The organism is Kitasatospora sp. NBC_00374, from assembly GCF_041434935.1.
Classification (GTDB): Bacteria; Actinomycetota; Actinomycetes; order Streptomycetales; family Streptomycetaceae; genus Kitasatospora.
This window is the reverse complement of record NZ_CP107964.1, coordinates 8,045,166-8,061,781: the sequence shown is the minus strand read 5'-3', so window position 1 is coordinate 8,061,781 and position 16,616 is coordinate 8,045,166. Positions and strand designations below refer to the sequence as shown.

The following is a 16,616-nucleotide window of genomic DNA, read 5'->3' as shown; positions in this document are numbered from 1 at the left end:
GTTGGCGCCCGAACGGCCGTCCCGGCATCCTGTCCGCATGCTGATCAGGGAAGCCACCGCAGCGGACTGGCCCGCCATCTGGCCGTTCTTCCACCGGATCGTCGCCGCGGGCGAGACCTTCACCTTTCCGACGGACCTGGGAGAGGAGGAGGGGGCCGGCTGGTGGCTGCTGTCGGCGCCGAACCGGACGGTGGTCGCCGTCGACGACGACGGCACGGTGCTCGGCAGCGCGAAGATGAACCGGAACCACCAGGGCAACGGCTCGCACATCGCGAGCGCCAGCTACATGGTCGATCCCGGGCACGGTGGCAGGGGGGTGGGCCGGGCGCTGTGCGCGTACTCGGTGGAGTGGGCGCGGGCGGCGGGATTCCGGGCGATGCAGTTCAACGCCGTGGTGGAGACCAACGAGCACGCGGTGAGGCTCTACCGGTCGCTCGGCTTCACCGTGATCGGCACCCTCCCGGAGGGGTTCCGGCACCCGACCGCGGGCTATGTGGGCCTGCACATCATGCACCGGGCGCTGTGATCCGCGCCGGCCGCAGAACGCCGGCCGCAGAGCCTTCGGCGCCGACCGTCCGTGCCGGTGCGATATTCCGGGCGGTGACGGGGCCGGGTCGGGGAGGATCGGCGGATGGGAATGCTGGACGCGGTGGCGGGGCGGGTGGCCGGCGGGGCCACCGTGGAGTTCCGGCCGACCGGATCGTCGATGGTGCCGCTGATTCGCAGCCGGCAGCAGGTCGTGGTGGGCCCGGTGGATCCGGCGCTGCTGGAGGTCGGTGACGTCGTGCTCGCCCGGGTCTCCGGGACGGTGTACCTGCACCTGGTCTCGGCGGTGGATCCGGCGCGGCGGCGGGTGCAGATCAGCAACAACCGCGGCCGGGTGAACGGTTGGACCGGTCACGACCGGGTGTTCGGCATCTGCCTGAGCGTCGGGGGCACCCCCAGGACGGGCTCGGCCCGGAAGTCCCCTGCGAGCTGAACTGCGGTTTTCCGGGTCGACTGGGCCTGGAATCTGACTTTCGGTCACTTCCCGGCTTGATCGCGGGCATCCCGGCGGGACGCCGGCATCGACACCGCCACTTCTACTCGCCACTGACGCGCCGGTGTTCGTGAGGACCGCCTCCGACACCGGCAGCCGGACCGACCTCCGAGCGTCGATTCTCCGCGGCATCCTGCCGCGCCCCCGGGGGAACCGGCGTACCCCAGGAGACCGTGCACGCACCGATGCGCCGAGAATCCGACTCCCCGACCGGCCCGACCTGGCCTTCACCGGTGGAGTGGAGCAATCCGTTCCGGACGTTACGCACTCCTCACGGAATCGTCATTTCATCATATGTGAACCAACTCTGGAATCTGGTCTGATGGTCCATCATATACTGGTGCTTTGCCAAGCCTTGACCTGACGCGAGGTTCAGATGGTCCGTCGCCGTTCCTCCCTCCCGACCCGCCACCTGTCCGGCCACCACTTCTCCCGGGACGTGACCGCCTCCCTGGTGGTCTTCCTGGTCGCCCTCCCGCTGTGCGTCGGAGTGGCCGTCGCCTCCGGGGTCCCGGCCGAACTCGGGCTGGTGACCGGCATCGTCGGCGGCCTGGTGACCGGCCTCCTGCCCGGCAGCAGCCTCCAGGTGTCCGGCCCCGCCGCGGGCCTGACCGTCCTGGTGTACGAGGCCGTCACCGAGTTCGGGCTGCCGGTGCTCGGCGCGATCGTGTTCGCGGCCGGCGTGCTCCAGGTCGCCATGGGTGTTCTGCGGCTCGGCCGGTGGTTCCGGGCCATCTCCCTCTCGGTGGTCCAGGGCATGCTGGCCGGCATCGGGCTGGTCCTGATCGCCGGTCAGCTCTACGCCCTGGCCGGCGCGAAGGCCCCCGGAAAGGGCCCGGCGAACCTCGCCGGGCTGCCCGGCCTCGCCGCCGACACCGCGGGCGACTCCGCCGCACTGGCGGCCGCGGCGATCGGCACCTGCACGGTGCTGGTCCTGGTGCTGTGGCGGCGGTTGCCCGCCCGGGCCCGGCTCGTCCCCGCGCCGCTCGCGGCCGTCGCCCTGGCCACCGCCGTCACCGCGCTGGCCGGCCTGCCGGTCGGACGGATCGAGGTGAGCGGCCTGCTCGCCGTCGTCCGACCGCCGGGCACCGGCCAGTTCGCCGAGCTCGCCGGGCTCGGTGTGCTCGGCACCGTGCTCGCCTTCACCCTGATCGCCTCGGCGGAGAGCCTGTTCAGCGCGGCCGCCGTGGACCGGCTGCACACCGGCCCGCGCACCGACTTCGACAGGGAGCTGATGGCCCAGGGCGCGGGCAACGCGGTCTGCGGCCTGCTGGGCGCACTGCCGATGACCGCCGTCATCGTGCGCAGCGCGGCGAACGTCCAGGCCGGCGCCAGGACCAAGGCCTCGCGGGTACTGCACGGCGGGTGGCTGCTGCTGTTCGCGGCCTTCCTGCCGGAGGTGCTGGGGGCGATCCCGGTGGCCGCGCTGGCCGGGGTGCTGGTGCACGCCGGGGCGAAGCTGATCCCGCTGAAGTCGCTCCTGCCGCTGTGGCGTTCGCACCGGGGCGAGGCCCTGGTGCTGGCCGCGACCGCGCTGGCGATCCTGGCCACCAACATGTTCGAGGGGGTGCTGCTGGGGCTGCTGCTGGCGGTGCTCAAGTCCGCCTGGGACACCTCGCACCTGCACACCGAGGTCACCGAAGCGACCGGCACCACGATCCTGGTGCGGCTGTCCGGCAACGCGACCTTCCTGCGGCTGCCCCGGCTGCTGGAGACCCTGGAGTCGCTGCCCGCAGGCCGACCGATCGACGTCGACCTGGCCGGGGTGCGGCACCTGGACCACGCCTGCCGGGCGGCCCTTCAGGAGTGGGTGGCCCGGCACAACGCCGACGGCTCCGGGACGGTGCGGGTCTCGGAGCCGGTGCGGGCACCGGTGTAGGCGCCCGGGGACGTTGCCTCAGTGCCGGCCGGAGATCCGGTCCGCGATCCGCGCGACCGGGTCCGTGGCCGCCGACCGGCCGTCGGCCTCGCGCCGGTCGGCGCCCCGGTAGGCGGCGTACAGGGCGTGCACCCCGAGCCAGCGCGCGGTTCGGGCTCCCAGCGGCGGACCCGGTGCCCGACCCAGGGCAGCCCGGTGAGCTCGGTGGCGCCGCTCTGGCCGTCGTCCAGCAGCACCAGGTCGCGCAGCGTGCGGCCGGCCAGGTTGGCGGTGGTCACCCCGCTGCCGACGTAGCCGCCCGCCCAGCCGAGCCCGGTGGCGCGGTCCAGCTCGACCCCCGCGCACCAGTCGCGCGGCACGCCGAGCACACCGGACCAGGCGTGCTCGATCCGGGCGTCGGCCGCCGCCGGGAAGAAGCGGACCAGCAGGTCGCGCAGCGCGAGGATGGTGGCGGCCTGGGTCCGCCCGTCGTTGTCGGTCCGGGAGCCGAAGCGGTACGGGACCCCGCGGCCGCCGAGCGCGATCCGGCCGTCGGCGGTGCGCTGCGCGTACATGTAGGCGTGGGCCATGTCGCCGAGCAGTTCGCGGCCGTCCCAGCCGAGGGCGTCCCAGACCTGCGGGGGAAGCGGCTCGGTGGCGATCATCGAGGAGTTCATCGGCAGCCAGGTCCGCTTCTGGCCGCGGACGGACGCGGTGAACCCCTCCGTGCAGCGCAGCACGTACCGGGCCCGGACGGTGCCGTGCGGGGTGACCGCTCGGCCGGGGGCGAGCTCGGTCACCGGGGTGCCCTCGTGGACGGCGACGCCGAGCGACTCGACCACCCGGGCGAGGCCGCGCACCAGCTTCGCCGGGTGGATCCGGGCGCCGTGCGGGGTCCAGCTGCCGCCCAGGGTCCCGGCCACCCCGATCCTGGCGGCGGACTGCGCCGCGTCCAGCAGCTCGCGGTCCGTCTCGCCGAAGGCCAGCTCGCGCCGGTGGAAGGCCCGGAGCCGGGCCAGCTGCGCGGGGGTGCGGGCCACTTCCAGGACGCCGCCGGTGTGCACGTCGGCCTCGATGCCCTCGGCGGCGGCGGCCGAGACCACCTCGGCGACGCTCTCGTTCATGGCCCGCTGGAGGTCGGCGGCGGCCCGGTGTCCGTGCAGGGCGGCGTAGCGGTCGCGGCCGGCGACGCCGTTGTAGAGCCAGCCGCCGTTGCGGCCGGAGGCGCCGTAGCCGCAGAAGTGCTGTTCCAGGAGGGTGATCCGCAGGTCCGGGGCGGCCCGCTTGAGGTAGTAGGCCGTCCACAGGCCGGTGTAGCCACCGCCCACGATGCAGACGTCCGCCAGGGTGTCCCCGGGCAGCGGGTCGCGCGGGGCGGGCACGCCCGTCTGCGCGTACCAGAAGGAGACGCCGCCGTTGACGGTGGTCATGGTGGTCCTGTCTGTTGCGGGTGCAGCTGCTCTGCGCGGGACGCTAGCCCGGGTGTCGCAGGAGGGACAACGCGCAACGTGTCAGGAACGGCGGCCGGCGCGGGACGGGGTGTCGGGGGCCGGGCGCACGGGCCGGTCAGGCCACGTGGGAGAGCCGGACCACGGAGACGTGGTCCAGGTCGAGCGTGAGGGGCGTGTGGCGGCGGTGCCGGCAGGCGTCCGCGGACTGTGCGCGGGTGAGGGCCTGGGCCAGGGCGTGGTCGGCCTCCCCGGCCTCCACGATGAACAGGTGCACGCCGGGGCCGTACGGGCCGCTCTCGGCCATGCCGGGACCGTGCGGGATCTCCACGCGCCAGCGGTAGAGGTGTCCGGGACGACGGGCCATGGCCCGGGCCGGGCGGAAGTCCACGGGCCCGTGCGAGACGGGGGCGTGGGAACAGGCGGGCGGCTCGGCGAGGCCGGTTTTCGTGGAGGACATCGGACGTGCTTCCTCTCCCGTACGGACGGGACGGGCGTTGCAGCTCGGCCGTGAGTGGGGGTGTGTTCGCGTGCGGTCCATGTCACAGTATGGGCGGCAAATATGTGCGTCAAGAAAACACCATGGCGATTAAATATTCTTTTCAACGACAAAAAATCCCCACCCTGGGTACGCTGCAGACATGAGCGACGCTCCCGAGCCGGCCGCGATCTCCGCCCGTCGGCTCCGCACGCGCACCGCCCTGCGGACCGCCCTCGACCGCTACGGCGCACTCAGCAGGGCCGAGCTCGGCCGCCGGACCGGCCTGTCCCGCAGCGCCGTCAGCAGCGCGGTCGCCGACCTCCTCGCCGAGGGATCGGTCGACGAACAGCCCGTCCCGGCCGTCGGCCGCGGCCGGCCCACCTCGGTCGTCACCCTCCGCCGTGACACCGGCCTGCTGCTCGCCCTGGACCTCGGCCACACCCACATCACGGCCGCCGTCGGCACGGCCCAGGGCGAGGTGCACGGCGAGGCCACCGCCCACCTGGACATCGACGACCACCCGCAGCAGGCCCTCGACACCGCCGCCGACCTCGCCCGCGAAGCGATCCGGCAGGCCGGCTGCGACGCCGCCCGGATCTCCGCGGCCGCCGCCGGCATCCCCGCCGCGATGGACCTGCGCACCAAGGCCGTCCGCGCGCCCACCGTCCTGGCCAAGTGGATCGGCCTGGATCCGGCGGCGGAGCTGGGCCGCCGGCTGGGCCTGCCGGTCGTGGTCGGCAACGACGCCGAGATGGGCGCCCGCGGCGAACGCGCCCACGGCGCCGGCCGCGGCATCAACGACCTCGTCTACGTGAAGGCCTCGCACGGCATCGGCAGCGGCCTGGTGCTGGCCGGCCGGGTCTACCGGGGCGCGAGCGGCCTGTCCGGCGAGATCGGGCACATCCAGCTGCCGGGCGCCCCCAACTGGTGCCGCTGCGGCAACCGCGGCTGCCTGGAGACCGTCGTCTCGATCGCCGAGGTCCGCCGGCAGCTCGCCCACGTCCTGGCCACCGGCACCCAGAACGCACCCGGCACGAGCCTGCCCCCGCTGGCCGAGCTCGGCACCCGGCCCGCGACGGCCCGGGTCATCACCGACGCCGGCCGGACGCTCGGCCGCGTCCTCGCCGACCTGGTCAACTGCCTCAACCCGGGGGCGATCATCATCGGCGGCGAGCTCGGCCAGGGGGGCGCCCCGCTGGTCGCCGGGGTCCGTGAGTCGATCGACCGCTACGCCCAGCCGGCGGTCGCCGACGCCGTCGAGGTCCGGGTCAGCGCGCTGGGGGTGCGGGCGGAGCTGCACGGCGCCCTGGTCGCGGCGGCCGAGAGCCGCGTCACGCCTGCCGACTTCGGCTGAGCCCACCTCCGCCGCTCACCGCTCCCGGCCCGCCAGCTGCGCGGCGAGCAGCGCCGGGGCCTCGACCAGGGACGGGCCGTACCAGGTGAGGTGACGCCCGCTGACCAGGGCGGAAGGGATCCCGGGGAAGGCCTCCGGCCCGTCTGCGGCGGTGAAGCGGTACGGCTCGTCCGGCAGCACCACCAGCTCCGGCGCGGCGGCCCGCAGCTCCTCGACCGGGACGGCCGGATAGCGCTCCGGGTGGTCGGCGTACAGCTGCCGCACGCCCAGACGGCGCAGCAGGTCGCCGGCGAAGGTGTCGCGGCCCAGGACCATCCACGGCCGGCGCCAGATCGGCACCACGGCCCGGCAGGGCCCGCCGGGCAGGGCAGGCAGGACGGGCAGGGCGCTCGGGTGCCAGGCCCGCTCGGCCTCGTCCAGCCAGGGCGGCCGGGGCAGGCCGCAGGCGGCGGTGACCAGGCGGTCGAGCGAGCCGAGGGCCTGGTCGAGGGTGCGGATCTCGGTCACCCAGACCGCCAGACCGGCCGCGCGCAGGGCCGCCACGTCGGCGGCGCGGTTCTCCTCCTCGTTGGCGATCACCAGATCGGGGCGCAGCGCGGCGATCCGGGCGGTGTCGGGGTTCTTCGTGCCGCCGATCCTGGTCACCTCCAGCCCGGCCGGGTGGGTGCACCAGTCGGTCGCGCCGACCAGCAGCCCGGGGGCGGTCACGGCCACGGCCTCGGTCAGTGAGGGCACCAGGGACACCACCCGGCGCACCTCGCCGAGCCGTAGGAGGGTGCCCTGGTCGTCGGGGACGGTGCGCGGTACCGGTGCGGTGGCCATGGGGTCACGGTAGCGGTGCGGCGGGGCCGGGTGAGGCGGCGTCAGGGCGGTGAATCCGGGTGCGGGCGCGGCCGCCCCCGGGGCAGGATGGCGGGCATGGACGAGCGGACCACCGAGTGGGTGACCCTCTGGAGTTTCGAGAACGTGGCCGGCGCCCTGCGGCCGGGCCGCCTGATCGTCGACTGACTGCGGGCCCGGGGGATCGACTGATACCCGTTCGACGCGCGGGACATCCGGATCGACCTGATGTGCGGGATCGGGGCGGACGGCCACTGGCACGGCACCGTCGCCGTCCGGATCGACGCCGCCGTGCTGCGCCGGCTCGGCCTGCATCCCGAGCAGCCGGCCTCGGGCCCGGCGGACCCGCCGCCGCCCAGGTGGTGGGGTCCGTGGGCGCGCCGGAGTGAGCGGAGGTTCCTGTAGTGTTACCGGCTCGGGCGGCGACCGCGCCGCCCCGCACCGAGGAGGTGGGACCCATTACCGCTGTGGTTGTCCGGGTGCTCCCATCTCACGGTCCTTCGCTCTGACGCAGGCGACCGCGGGAGTGCCCTTCGGTATTCCGGAAGGTTCTCGATGTCTGTTCCGTCGTCAGCTCTCGTGTTCTCCACCGTCGTCACCCGGCTGCGCGCCGCCGGCTGCGTCTTCGCCGAGGACGAGGCGCGGCTGCTCCTCTCGTCCGCGCACTCCCCCGTCGAACTCGCCGCCATGGTGGACCGGCGGGTCGCCGGCCTCCCGCTCGAACACGTGGTGGGCTGGGCCGAGTTCGCAGGCCTGCGGATCGCCGTGGACCCCGGGGTCTTCGTCCCGCGCCGCCGGACCGAGTTCCTGGTCGAGCGGGCCGTCGCGCTGACCCGACCGGGCGCCGTGGTGGTCGACCTGTGCTGCGGCTCGGGTGCACTCGGCGCCGCGCTGGCCGCGGCGGTGGCCGGGGTGGAACTGTACTCCGCCGACGTGGACCCGGCCGCGGTGCGCTGCGCCCGCCGGAACGTGGCAGCCGAGCGGGTCTTCGAGGGCGACCTGTACGAGCCGCTGCCCGCCGGGCTGACCGGCCGGGTCGACGTCCTGCTCGCCAACGTGCCGTACGTGCCGAGCGGGGAGATCGGGCTGCTGCCCGTGGAGGCCCGCGAGTACGAGGCCCGGGTGGCGCTGGACGGCGGCACCGACGGGCTGGACGTCCTGCGGCGGGTGACGGCCGGGGCGTCACGGTGGCTGGCGCCCGGTGGCCGGATGCTGTTCGAGACCAGTGAGCGCCAGACCCCGCAGGCGGTGGAGACCGTGGCCCGCGGCGGGCTGGTGCCCTCGGTGGCCGTCTCGGAGGAGCTGTACGCGACCGTGGTGACCGGCACCAGGCCGCTCGGATAGCGCCGCCGGCCCCGGCCGGTCCGGGGTCAGGGCCGGGCGGGGCGGCGCTCGGCGGGATGTCCGCGGTCGGTGTCCGGGTCCGGGTGGGGTGTCCGGGACGCGAGGGCGCGGACGTCCGGCCGGGTGAGGGAGGTGGCCCGGTTCACCAGCATCTCCCGCAGGGAGAGCTCGGCGGCGGTGTCGGCGGGGGTGACGACGGTCAGACAGTGCTCCCCGCCCTGGAGGGTGGCCAACAGGTCGTAGTGGACGGTCAGCCCGCCGACCGTCGGGTGGTGCAGGCGTTTGGTGCCGTGGGCCCGCTGGCGCACCGTGTGGTCGTCCCACCAGGTTCTGAACTCGGCGCTCTCCGAACGGAGTTCGGTGATCACCTCGCGGAGTCGCGGGTCGTCGCGGTGCCGGGCCAGGTTGGCCCGCAGGTTGCCCACCGTCTCGCGGGCCACCTGGGTCCAGTCCAGCTGCATCGCGCGGGCCCGGGGCGCGAGGAACAGCAGACGGGCGATGTTGTCCGCCTCGCCGGTACCGAAGTCCTCGCCGAAGAGCGCGGCCGCGGCGGCGTTGTGCGCCTGGACGTCGAGTCGGAAGTCGACGAGGTACGCGGGCAGCAGCGGCATCCCGTCCAGCAGGACGCGCAGCGAGTCCGCGACCGGGAGCGGGACGTGTCCGTCGACCGGGGACTCGCCGCGGGCGATCACGTGCAGGTGCCGGCGTTCGGCGGGCGACAGCCGCAGGGCCTCCGCCAGGGCGTCGAGCACGGCGGCGCCGGGGGTGCCGACCCGTCCCTGTTCGAGCCTGATGTACCAGTCGATGCTGACGGCCGCGAGCTGGGCGACCTCCTGGCGCCGCAGCCCGGGGGTGCGCCGCCGGTCCGTCTCGGGGAGCCCGACGTCCCCGGGTGCCAGGCGCGCCCGCATGGCGCGCAGGAACTGCGCCAGCTCCGTGTGCTGCTGGACGCGTCGGCGGGGTGTCGGTCGGTGTTCCACGCCGTCCATCCTCCGGCATGGCGCCGCGGTGTCCAGCGCCGGGCCTGGCACCGCGAGTACCAGCATCGGGAGAGCCTTCCCGCCCGGCCGGCGCCCCGTGATCGTGGAGCCGAGCACCCATCAGGAGGACACCATGAACGAATCCACCCAGGCCACCGTGTCGGCCGGAGCCGCCGACGTCACCGCCACCACCACCCCGGAGGACGGCACGGGCTTCGGCTACCGCCCCGTCCGCACCGGCGTTCCGGGTACCACCGCGCACTTCACGGTGACCAGCCCGGACCTCGCCGACGGCGACGCGTTCCCGGCCGACGCGTGGGCCGCCGCGTTCGGCTGCTCCGGTGCCAACCGGCAGATCGGGCTGGAGTGGAGCGGGGCGCCGAAGGGCACCCGGAGCTTCGCCGTCACCATGTTCGATCCGGACGCGCCCACCGGCGCCGGGTTCTGGCACTGGCTGACCTGGGACCTCCCCGCCGACAGCACCGGCCTGGGCACGACGCTCCCGGCCGGCGCGGTCGCGGGGACGAGCGACTCCGGCCGGACCGGCTACTTCGGACCCTGCCCGCCGGTCGGCGACGTGCTCCACCACTACGAGATCAACGTGTACGCGCTGGACGTGCCCAGCCTGCGACTGCCCGCGGACACCCCGCCGACCGTCACGGCCTTCACCATGGCGGGCCACATCATCGGCCACGCCCGCCTCACGGCGACGGCCCGGCGCTGAGGGCCACGGGGTGCCCGCCGGGCCGCCGCCCGGCGGGTGCCCCGCCCGCTACTCCCCCGTCCGGAAGGGGCGCGCGGGCTGGAACGGGTGCCGACGCACCGTCAGATTCCGCGCCGGTGCAGGGAGTCCAGCTCGGCCACCTCGTCCCCGGTCAGGCGCAGCGCCCCGGCGGCCACGTTGGCGACCAGGTGGTCGGGGTTGCCCGTCCCGGGGATGGCGAGCACGTGCGGGCCACGCTGGAGCGTCCAGGCCAGTCGGACCTGCGCCGGGCTCGCCCCGTGTGCGCGGGCCACGGCGAGCACCTCCGCGCTCTCGGCGCCGCTCGCCCCGCTCTCCCGCCCGGCGGCGGCGATCGCGTAGAAGGGCACGAACGCGACCCCCAGCTCACCGCAGGTCCGCAGGAACTCGTCGTGCTCGGGCCGCACCCCGATGCCGTACTGGTTCTGGACGCACACCACCGGCGCGATGGCCCGGGCCTCGGCGAGGTGCTCGGGGGTGACGTTGGAGATGCCCAGGTGGCGGATGAGTCCGGCGTCGCGCAGATCGGCCAGCGCGCCGAACCGCTCGGCGATCGAGGCGGTGCCCAGGACGCGCAGGTTCACCACGTCGAGGTGGTCGCGGCCGAGCTGGCGCAGGTTCTCCTCGACCTGGCCGCGCAGTTGTTCCGGCGTGGCGTGGGCCATCCAGTCGCCCGACGGGCCCCTGGCCGGGCCGACCTTGGTGGTGATCACCAGGTCGCCCGGGTAGGGGGCGAGCGCCCGGTTGATGAGTTCGTTGGCGGAGCGCAGCGGCGAGAAGTAGAACGCGGCGGTGTCGATGTGGTTCACGCCGAGCTCGACGGCGCGGCGCAGCACGGTGATCGCGCGGCCGCGGTCGCTGGGAACCGCGTCGGCCGCGAGCGCCTCGCCGTGCTGGGTCAGGCGCATCGCGCCGAGGCCGATCCGGTTGATCGTCAGGTCGCCGAGCGTCCAGGTGCCCGCTGCGGCCGCGGTGATGGTCTCGGTTGCGGTGGGTGAGGTCATGCCGGGATGATCTCCGTTCGTTAGGCTGACCGCCATTGATTAGGGAATGCCTGAATCCAAGGCCTGAATCCACGGGGTGGTCGTCCTGCCGGCGGAGCTGTCCTTCTCGGCGGGCGACCTGGCCCAGATGAGGTTCGCGGCCTCTCCGATGTGGGAGGTCGTGACCGGCTTCGGGCTGGTCGTCGCGGGCTCCGCGCACCCCGTGCACCGGCCGTGGACCGAGCAGGTGCGGCCGCGGGTGGTGGCCGCCGGGCTGGACCGGGGATGGCTCGCCGAGCTGATCGCGCCCTCGCGGTACGTCCCGGACTTCCTCAACCCGGCACCCGCCGGGCCCGCCCCTTCGCTGGAGATGGAGCTGGCGTCGATCGCGGCCACCCCCGTCGACCGGGTCCGGCGGGACCTCGACCACCTGCGGCACCACCGGGGAGAGCTCGGCCCGAGGCTGCGGACGCTGTACGCGGAACCGCACGCCCTCCCCCGGCCCGCGGCCGGGAAGTCGCCGATGGCGAGGCTGACGGAGGAGATCGAGACGTACTGGCAGGTGGCGGTGGCGCCGTACTGGGCGCGGATCCGGGCCGTGCTCGACGCCGACGTGTTCCACCGGGCCCGGCAGGTGGCCGAGCACGGCGCGGGTCACCTCTTCAACGAGCTGCACACGTCGGTGCGTTGGGAGGACAACGTGCTGCAGGTGGGCCGCCGGGCCCGGACGCTGTTCCGGCCGACGGCCGGCTCGGGGCTGCTGCTGGTGCCGTCGGTGTTCGCCGGACCACGTCTGCGCACCCGGGTCTCGCCGCCGGACCCGCCGCAGCTGGCCTATCCGGCGCGCGGCGTCGGCTCCCTGTGGGAAGCCCGGCCGGTCACCGGGGGCGGCGCGCTCGCCGCCGTGCTCGGCCGCTCACGGAGCCTGCTGCTGACCGAGCTGGAGGCCCCGGCCTCCACCACCGAGCTGGCCCGGCGGACCGGGCTCTCCCCCGCCGGGGTGTCCCAGTACCTGACCGCGCTGCGGGACGCGGGGCTGGTCAGCGCCCACCGGGCGGGACGCTGCGTGCTCTACGCCCGCACCTCCGTGGCCGAGTCGCTGCTGGCCGCCGGCTCCGGCCGGGCCGACGGCGATCGACCCGGGCACGGCAGTGGACGCAGTGGGGGCGGCGGGCGCAGTGGCCGCAGTGGGGGCAGCACGGAAGCTACTGTTCGGTAATCAACGTCGTCACGGAGGTACGCCCCATGGCCGGTGCCCGCTCGTCCGCTCCCCTCCTGGCCGGGCTGCTGCTCGGTGCGGGGGTGCTCCACTTCGTCACGCCGAAGCCGTTCGACGCCACGGTGCCGCGTTCGCTGCCCGGCAGCCCGCGCGCCTGGACGTATGCCAGCGGGGTCGCCGAGCTGGCCATCGGTGCGGCTGTGGCCGCACCCCGCACCCGCCGGGTGGGGGCCCTGGCGGCCATGGGCCTCTTCATCGCGGTCTTCCCGGCCAACGTGAAGATGGCCGTCGACTGGCGCCACCGCCCCACCCCGTACAAGGCCGCGGCGATCGCACGGCTGCCGGTCCAGCTGCCGCTGGTGCTGTGGGCCCGCCGGGTGAGCCGCGCCGGACGGTAACCACACCCGACGGGAATCGGTCACCCAGCGATCGGTTCCGGACCCGCACGAAAACATTTTGCCGTTCCTGTTATCCGCCCCCCGCCGTTGGCTCTCCCAGTTGTAGGACCACAGAGGGATTCCCAGCGGACAGGCGGAGAAAGATGGACAGCACCCCCCACACCGGAGCCGACGACCTCGCGCCGCGGCCTGCCCCGGGCTCGCACCGCAGGCAGGCAGCGGGCCGCACCGGCCACCGGCGAAAGCCTCCGACCCGGCCCCGCGCGCTCGGCGCGATAGCGGGGACGGCGGCGCTGGCGGTGATGGCCGGAGGCGCGTACACCCTGTTCGGGCCGGCCCAGGCGGGCAGCGCCCGAACCGAGGACGGGACCGCGGCCGGCCCCGCCGTCTCGGCGCCCGACCTCCCTGCGGCCGGTACCGAAGGCGCCGGGGCCGTCGACCCGGCCGCGAACACCGCGAGCCCGAGCGCACCGAGCACCCCGAGCACGACCGCCTCGGCCGGCCCGACCGTGGCCTCCGCCCCGCCGTCGACCGCCCCGGCCGCCGCCAAGCCCTCGGCCGTCGCCGCACCGGCCCCCGCCAAGGCCGCCGCACCCGCGGCCACCGCCCCGGACAGCAGGGCCGGACAGTTCGTCTCCCAGGTCGCCGAGCTCGTCAACGCCGAACGCGCCAAGGCCGGTTGCGGCCCGCTGCGGCTGGACGTCAAGCTCAACGCGGCGGCCCAGCACCACTCGGACGACATGGTCGCCCGGCACTTCTTCGACCACGCCGACCCCGACGGCCGGCACGCGGACAGCCGGATCGAGGCAACCGGCTACCGGTGGAGCAGCTGGGGCGAGAACATCGCCTACGGCCAGGCGGACCCGGCCGCCGTGATGGACGCCTGGATGCACAGCCCCGGCCACCGGGCCAACATCCTCAACTGCGACTTCAAGGACATCGGCATCGGCGTCAACTTCGGTGCCAAGGGCCCCTGGTGGACCCAGGTCTTCGCGTCGCCGCGCTGAACCCGACCGTCCTTGGCGGAAACCGATCGCACACCCCCGGATGCCCTGCTGTACTACCCGCATGGCAGACCAGAGGCAGTGCACAGTGGTCCGGACCGGGCACTACGAGGGAGTGCAGGGCGGCATCTTCGGAGCGGGCGTCAGTGCCCAGTCGGCGGGGGCGGAGCGACTCTGTCTGCACCGCCTGGTGATGCCCGCCGGGACGCGCGGCCGTCCGCACCTGCACGAGGGGCATGAATCGGCCATCTTCATCCAGTCCGGCCAGGTCGAGGTCTGGCACGGGGAGGACCTGGCCGAGCATGTGGTCCTTCGCGCGGGCGACTACCTGCACATCCCCGCCGACACCCCTCACCTGCCGGTGAACACCGGTGCCGAGGACATGGTGTGCCTGGTCGCGCGGACGGACCCGAACGAGCAGGAGGGTGTCCGGCTCCTGGACCTCCCGGTGTGGCTGGAGTCCCGCGTCAGCCCGCTGCCCGTCGGGGCAGGCTGATCCGCTGGCCGGGAGCGGCGGAGCAGGGCGGGTCTAGTTTCCCCAGCGTCCCGCCGTCGTCGCCGCCTCCAGCGCGGTCGGCTCGCCGGGCGCCGCGGTCCGTTCGCGCAGCAGCTCGGCGGTGATCGAGAAGGCGGGTGCCTTCTCGGGGCGCAGGCGGGCCTGGGCGACGATCGCGTCGGTCAGCGAGGTGGCCATGGACAGCCGCGGGTAGGTGGCGTGGAGGGCGGCGCCGGTGCCGTCCGGCACGAAGTCGGTGCCGCGGCCGAAGTCCATGCCGATGCCGAGTCGGACGAGCTCGCACAGGGTGCCGCTGCGCTCGGCGATGCCGGGCGAGGCGTGCAGGGCGATGGCCTGCCACACCGCGTCGACCCGGGCCGCGGGCAGGCCCTGGGCGGTGAGGAACTCGGCTGCGGCGTCGGCGCCGTCGACCTCGAAGCGCTGGTGCCGGTTGCCGAGCTCGCTCAGGCCGAGGTCGTGCAGGGTGCAGGCGAGGAAGAGCAGCTCGGGGTCGTAGTCGCGGCCCGGGTGGGCGCCGCGGTGGTCGGCCAGCAGGCGGGCGAACAGGGCGCTGCGGATGCTGTGGTGGGCGAGGGCGGCCGTCTCCTCGCGCAGGACGAGGTCGAGGGTGAGCCGGGCGAGCGGGGTACCGGGCAGCTCGGGGAGTTCGGTCGCGGTACGGCCGGCGGTGTCGGTGTCGGTGTTCATGGGCTCCATGCTGGCCGGGATCCGGCCGGGTCTACAGTGGCGGTAATGCCATTGTGCGAGAGGATCCAGCCATGTCGGCGGACGCGACCGGCCTTCCGGCGGTGCACCGGGTCGCGGTGCTGGTCCTGGACGGCTTTCTCCCACTGGACCTCGGGATTCCGACCCAGGTCTTCGCCAAGCGGCCCGGCCTGCCGTACCGGCTGACGCTGTGCGCGCCGGCGCCCGGGCCGGTGGTGTCCCTGGCCGGGTTCACCGTCCTGGTCGACGACGGCCTCGACGCCCTGGAGGACGCGGACACCGTCGTCGTGCCGGGGTTCGCCCCGCATCTGCGGCCCTACGAGCCGGCCGTGCTCGACGCGCTGCGCGCCGCGCATGCGCGGGGCTGCCGGACGGTGTCCATCTGCACCGGCGCCTTCGCCCTGGCCGCGGCCGGGCTGCTCGACGGTCGCACCGCCACCACGCACTGGGAGCACGCCGCCGACCTCGCCGCGTTCCCCGGGGTCACGGTCGTGCCCGAGGTGCTGTACGTGGACGAGGGGGACGTCCTGACCTCGGCGGGTGTGGCCGCCGGTATCGACCTGTGCCTGCACCTGGTGCGGCGCGATCTGGGGGCCCGGGCCGCCAACCAGGTGGCCCGCTCGCTGGTGGCCGCCCCGCACCGGGAGGGCGGGCAGGCCCAGTACGTCCGGTTGCCGCTGCCCGGGGCGGAGGGCCGCAGTTCGCTGGCCGCCACCCGGGCCTGGGCCCTGGAGCGGCTGCGCGAGCCGCTGTCGGTCGACGAGTTGGCCGCCCACGCCCACATGTCGACCCGGACGTTCGCCCGGCGCTTCACCGCCGAGACCGGGGTGGCACCGCTGCGGTGGCTGCTGACCGCCCGGCTCGACCGCGCCAGGGAGCTGCTCGAACACGGTGGCCTGAGCATCGACCGGGTGGCCGAGGACAGCGGGCTGGGCAGCCCCTCCAACCTGCGGCTGCACTTCCGGCGGGTTCTCGGCACATCACCCAGCGCCTACCGGACGGCCTTCGGAGCCGGCACCGGCACTGGCAACAGCACCGGCACCGGCGGCTGAGGGCCGCCGCTCAGCGGCCGAAGGTGTCGATGTTCTCGATCCGCCACCCGCCGTCCCGGCGTACCGCGTCGACGGCGAACATCGCCGCCGCGTAGGTGGCCGCGTCCTTGGCGCCCTCGGCGGTGCCGGTGTTGCGCTGGTCGGCGAAGACGATCACCCGGGCCCGGTCGCCGTCCAGCGCCTGGACCCCGCTGTCGGTGACGGTGGTGGTGAGCACCAGCTTCTTCGCCGCCGCCTGGGCGCGGACCTGGGCGAGCAGCGTGGCGTGCTGGTCCACCGCCCGTCCGGTCAGCAGGCGTTGCGCGGCCCGGTCGGTGCGGCCGGGATCGGCGTACGAGTAGGAGAACAGCGCGTTCACCGCCTCGGCGACCGTGCCCTTGACCTCGCTGGTACGGGCCGGGTCGACGAGCGCGGTGTTGTGCGCGGCGGAGCCCGCCCGCAGGCCGGCGGCGGCCAGGGCGGCCCAGCCGGCGAAGGCGCCCAGCAGGACGGCCACCGCGCACAGCAGCACGGTGGTGCGGCGGGGGCGGGGCCGGGCGGTGCGCGGTCGCAGCGCCGCCGGGGGCGGTTCGGGGGCCGGTGCCGGGCGGAGCCGGGTGGGCGCCACGGCGAGCCGCCGCTGGCGGTTGATCAGATGACGGGTCGTCGACAT

18 protein-coding genes and 1 pseudogene are annotated in these 16,616 nt (G+C 74.7%); 12 read left to right on the top strand and 7 right to left on the bottom strand.

Annotated elements, in window-relative coordinates:
• Positions 1-37 precede the first annotated feature (37 nt).
• The 3 genes from OG871_RS35155 to OG871_RS35145 all read left to right on the top strand — a co-directional run bounded on the left by OG871_RS35155 (position 38) and on the right by OG871_RS35145 (position 2,918).
• Positions 38-526, top strand: coding sequence for an N-acetyltransferase family protein (locus OG871_RS35155; protein WP_371502369.1), 489 nt, complete (start codon positions 38-40; stop codon positions 524-526).
• A 105-nt stretch (positions 527-631) separates the two neighbouring features.
• The gene (locus OG871_RS35150; protein ID WP_371502367.1) at positions 632-979 is read left to right on the top strand and encodes a S26 family signal peptidase; all 348 of its coding nucleotides are present in this window, start codon (positions 632-634) and stop codon (positions 977-979) included.
• A gap of 436 nt (positions 980-1,415) precedes the next feature.
• Positions 1,416-2,918, top strand: coding sequence for a SulP family inorganic anion transporter (locus OG871_RS35145; RefSeq protein WP_371502365.1), 1,503 nt, complete (start codon positions 1,416-1,418; stop codon positions 2,916-2,918).
• An 18-nt stretch (positions 2,919-2,936) separates the two neighbouring features.
• Here the strand turns inward: OG871_RS35145 and OG871_RS35140 are convergent.
• Positions 2,937-4,327: pseudogene (locus tag OG871_RS35140) on the bottom strand (NAD(P)/FAD-dependent oxidoreductase).
• A gap of 136 nt (positions 4,328-4,463) precedes the next feature.
• On the bottom strand, positions 4,464-4,805 hold the full coding sequence (locus OG871_RS35135) for a hypothetical protein (protein ID WP_371502364.1): 342 nt from the start codon (positions 4,803-4,805) through the stop codon (positions 4,464-4,466).
• 181 nt (positions 4,806-4,986) lie between these two features.
• Between OG871_RS35135 and OG871_RS35130 the strand changes: the two genes are divergently transcribed.
• Positions 4,987-6,180: an ROK family transcriptional regulator gene (locus tag OG871_RS35130; RefSeq protein ID WP_371502363.1), complete on the top strand. Its 1,194-nt coding sequence runs from the start codon at positions 4,987-4,989 to the stop codon at positions 6,178-6,180.
• A 15-nt stretch (positions 6,181-6,195) separates the two neighbouring features.
• Here OG871_RS35130 and OG871_RS35125 read toward each other — a convergent pair whose 3' ends face one another.
• Positions 6,196-7,002, bottom strand: coding sequence for a helical backbone metal receptor (locus OG871_RS35125; protein WP_371502362.1), 807 nt, complete (start codon positions 7,000-7,002; stop codon positions 6,196-6,198).
• Between the two features lie 246 nt (positions 7,003-7,248).
• On the opposite strand from OG871_RS35125, the gene OG871_RS35120 reads away from it, so the two are divergent.
• Both OG871_RS35120 and OG871_RS35115 read left to right on the top strand, forming a co-directional pair.
• Positions 7,249-7,425: a hypothetical protein gene (locus OG871_RS35120; protein WP_371502361.1), complete on the top strand. Its 177-nt coding sequence runs from the start codon at positions 7,249-7,251 to the stop codon at positions 7,423-7,425.
• 150 nt (positions 7,426-7,575) lie between these two features.
• The gene (locus OG871_RS35115; RefSeq protein WP_371502360.1) at positions 7,576-8,364 is read left to right on the top strand and encodes a putative protein N(5)-glutamine methyltransferase; all 789 of its coding nucleotides are present in this window, start codon (positions 7,576-7,578) and stop codon (positions 8,362-8,364) included.
• 26 nt (positions 8,365-8,390) lie between these two features.
• Here the strand turns inward: OG871_RS35115 and OG871_RS35110 are convergent, their stop codons facing one another.
• Complete coding sequence (locus OG871_RS35110) at positions 8,391-9,353, bottom strand: helix-turn-helix transcriptional regulator (protein ID WP_371503503.1); 963 nt, start codon at positions 9,351-9,353, stop codon at positions 8,391-8,393.
• Positions 9,354-9,477: 124 nt separating this feature from the next.
• On the opposite strand from OG871_RS35110, the gene OG871_RS35105 reads away from it, so the two are divergent.
• The gene (locus OG871_RS35105) at positions 9,478-10,068 is read left to right on the top strand and encodes a YbhB/YbcL family Raf kinase inhibitor-like protein (protein WP_371502359.1); all 591 of its coding nucleotides are present in this window, start codon (positions 9,478-9,480) and stop codon (positions 10,066-10,068) included.
• A gap of 101 nt (positions 10,069-10,169) precedes the next feature.
• On the opposite strand, the gene OG871_RS35100 is transcribed toward OG871_RS35105, so the two are convergent.
• A complete protein-coding gene (locus OG871_RS35100; protein WP_371502358.1) occupies positions 10,170-11,090 on the bottom strand; it encodes an aldo/keto reductase in 921 nt (306 codons plus the stop codon).
• Positions 11,091-11,175: 85 nt separating this feature from the next.
• Here OG871_RS35100 and OG871_RS35095 point away from each other — a divergent pair, with 85 nt between their 5' ends.
• The 4 genes from OG871_RS35095 to OG871_RS35080 all read left to right on the top strand — a co-directional run bounded on the left by OG871_RS35095 (position 11,176) and on the right by OG871_RS35080 (position 14,186).
• On the top strand, positions 11,176-12,288 hold the full coding sequence (locus OG871_RS35095) for a winged helix-turn-helix domain-containing protein (protein ID WP_371503502.1): 1,113 nt from the start codon (positions 11,176-11,178) through the stop codon (positions 12,286-12,288).
• Positions 12,289-12,314: 26 nt separating this feature from the next.
• Positions 12,315-12,686, top strand: coding sequence for a MauE/DoxX family redox-associated membrane protein (locus OG871_RS35090; RefSeq protein WP_371502357.1), 372 nt, complete (start codon positions 12,315-12,317; stop codon positions 12,684-12,686).
• 143 nt (positions 12,687-12,829) lie between these two features.
• The gene (locus tag OG871_RS35085) at positions 12,830-13,693 is read left to right on the top strand and encodes a CAP domain-containing protein (RefSeq protein WP_371502356.1); all 864 of its coding nucleotides are present in this window, start codon (positions 12,830-12,832) and stop codon (positions 13,691-13,693) included.
• A 61-nt stretch (positions 13,694-13,754) separates the two neighbouring features.
• Positions 13,755-14,186, top strand: a complete 432-nt coding sequence (locus OG871_RS35080; RefSeq protein ID WP_371502354.1) for a cupin domain-containing protein — start codon at positions 13,755-13,757, stop codon at positions 14,184-14,186.
• A gap of 33 nt (positions 14,187-14,219) precedes the next feature.
• Here OG871_RS35080 and OG871_RS35075 read toward each other — a convergent pair whose 3' ends face one another.
• Positions 14,220-14,894 (bottom strand): HD domain-containing protein, encoded by a 675-nt coding sequence (locus OG871_RS35075; protein ID WP_371502352.1) that lies wholly within the window; start codon positions 14,892-14,894, stop codon positions 14,220-14,222.
• A 71-nt stretch (positions 14,895-14,965) separates the two neighbouring features.
• On the opposite strand from OG871_RS35075, the gene OG871_RS35070 reads away from it, so the two are divergent.
• A complete protein-coding gene (locus OG871_RS35070) occupies positions 14,966-15,964 on the top strand; it encodes a GlxA family transcriptional regulator (protein ID WP_371502350.1) in 999 nt (332 codons plus the stop codon).
• A 10-nt stretch (positions 15,965-15,974) separates the two neighbouring features.
• Here OG871_RS35070 and OG871_RS35065 read toward each other — a convergent pair whose 3' ends face one another.
• A complete protein-coding gene (locus OG871_RS35065; RefSeq protein WP_371502349.1) occupies positions 15,975-16,616 on the bottom strand; it encodes a hypothetical protein in 642 nt (213 codons plus the stop codon).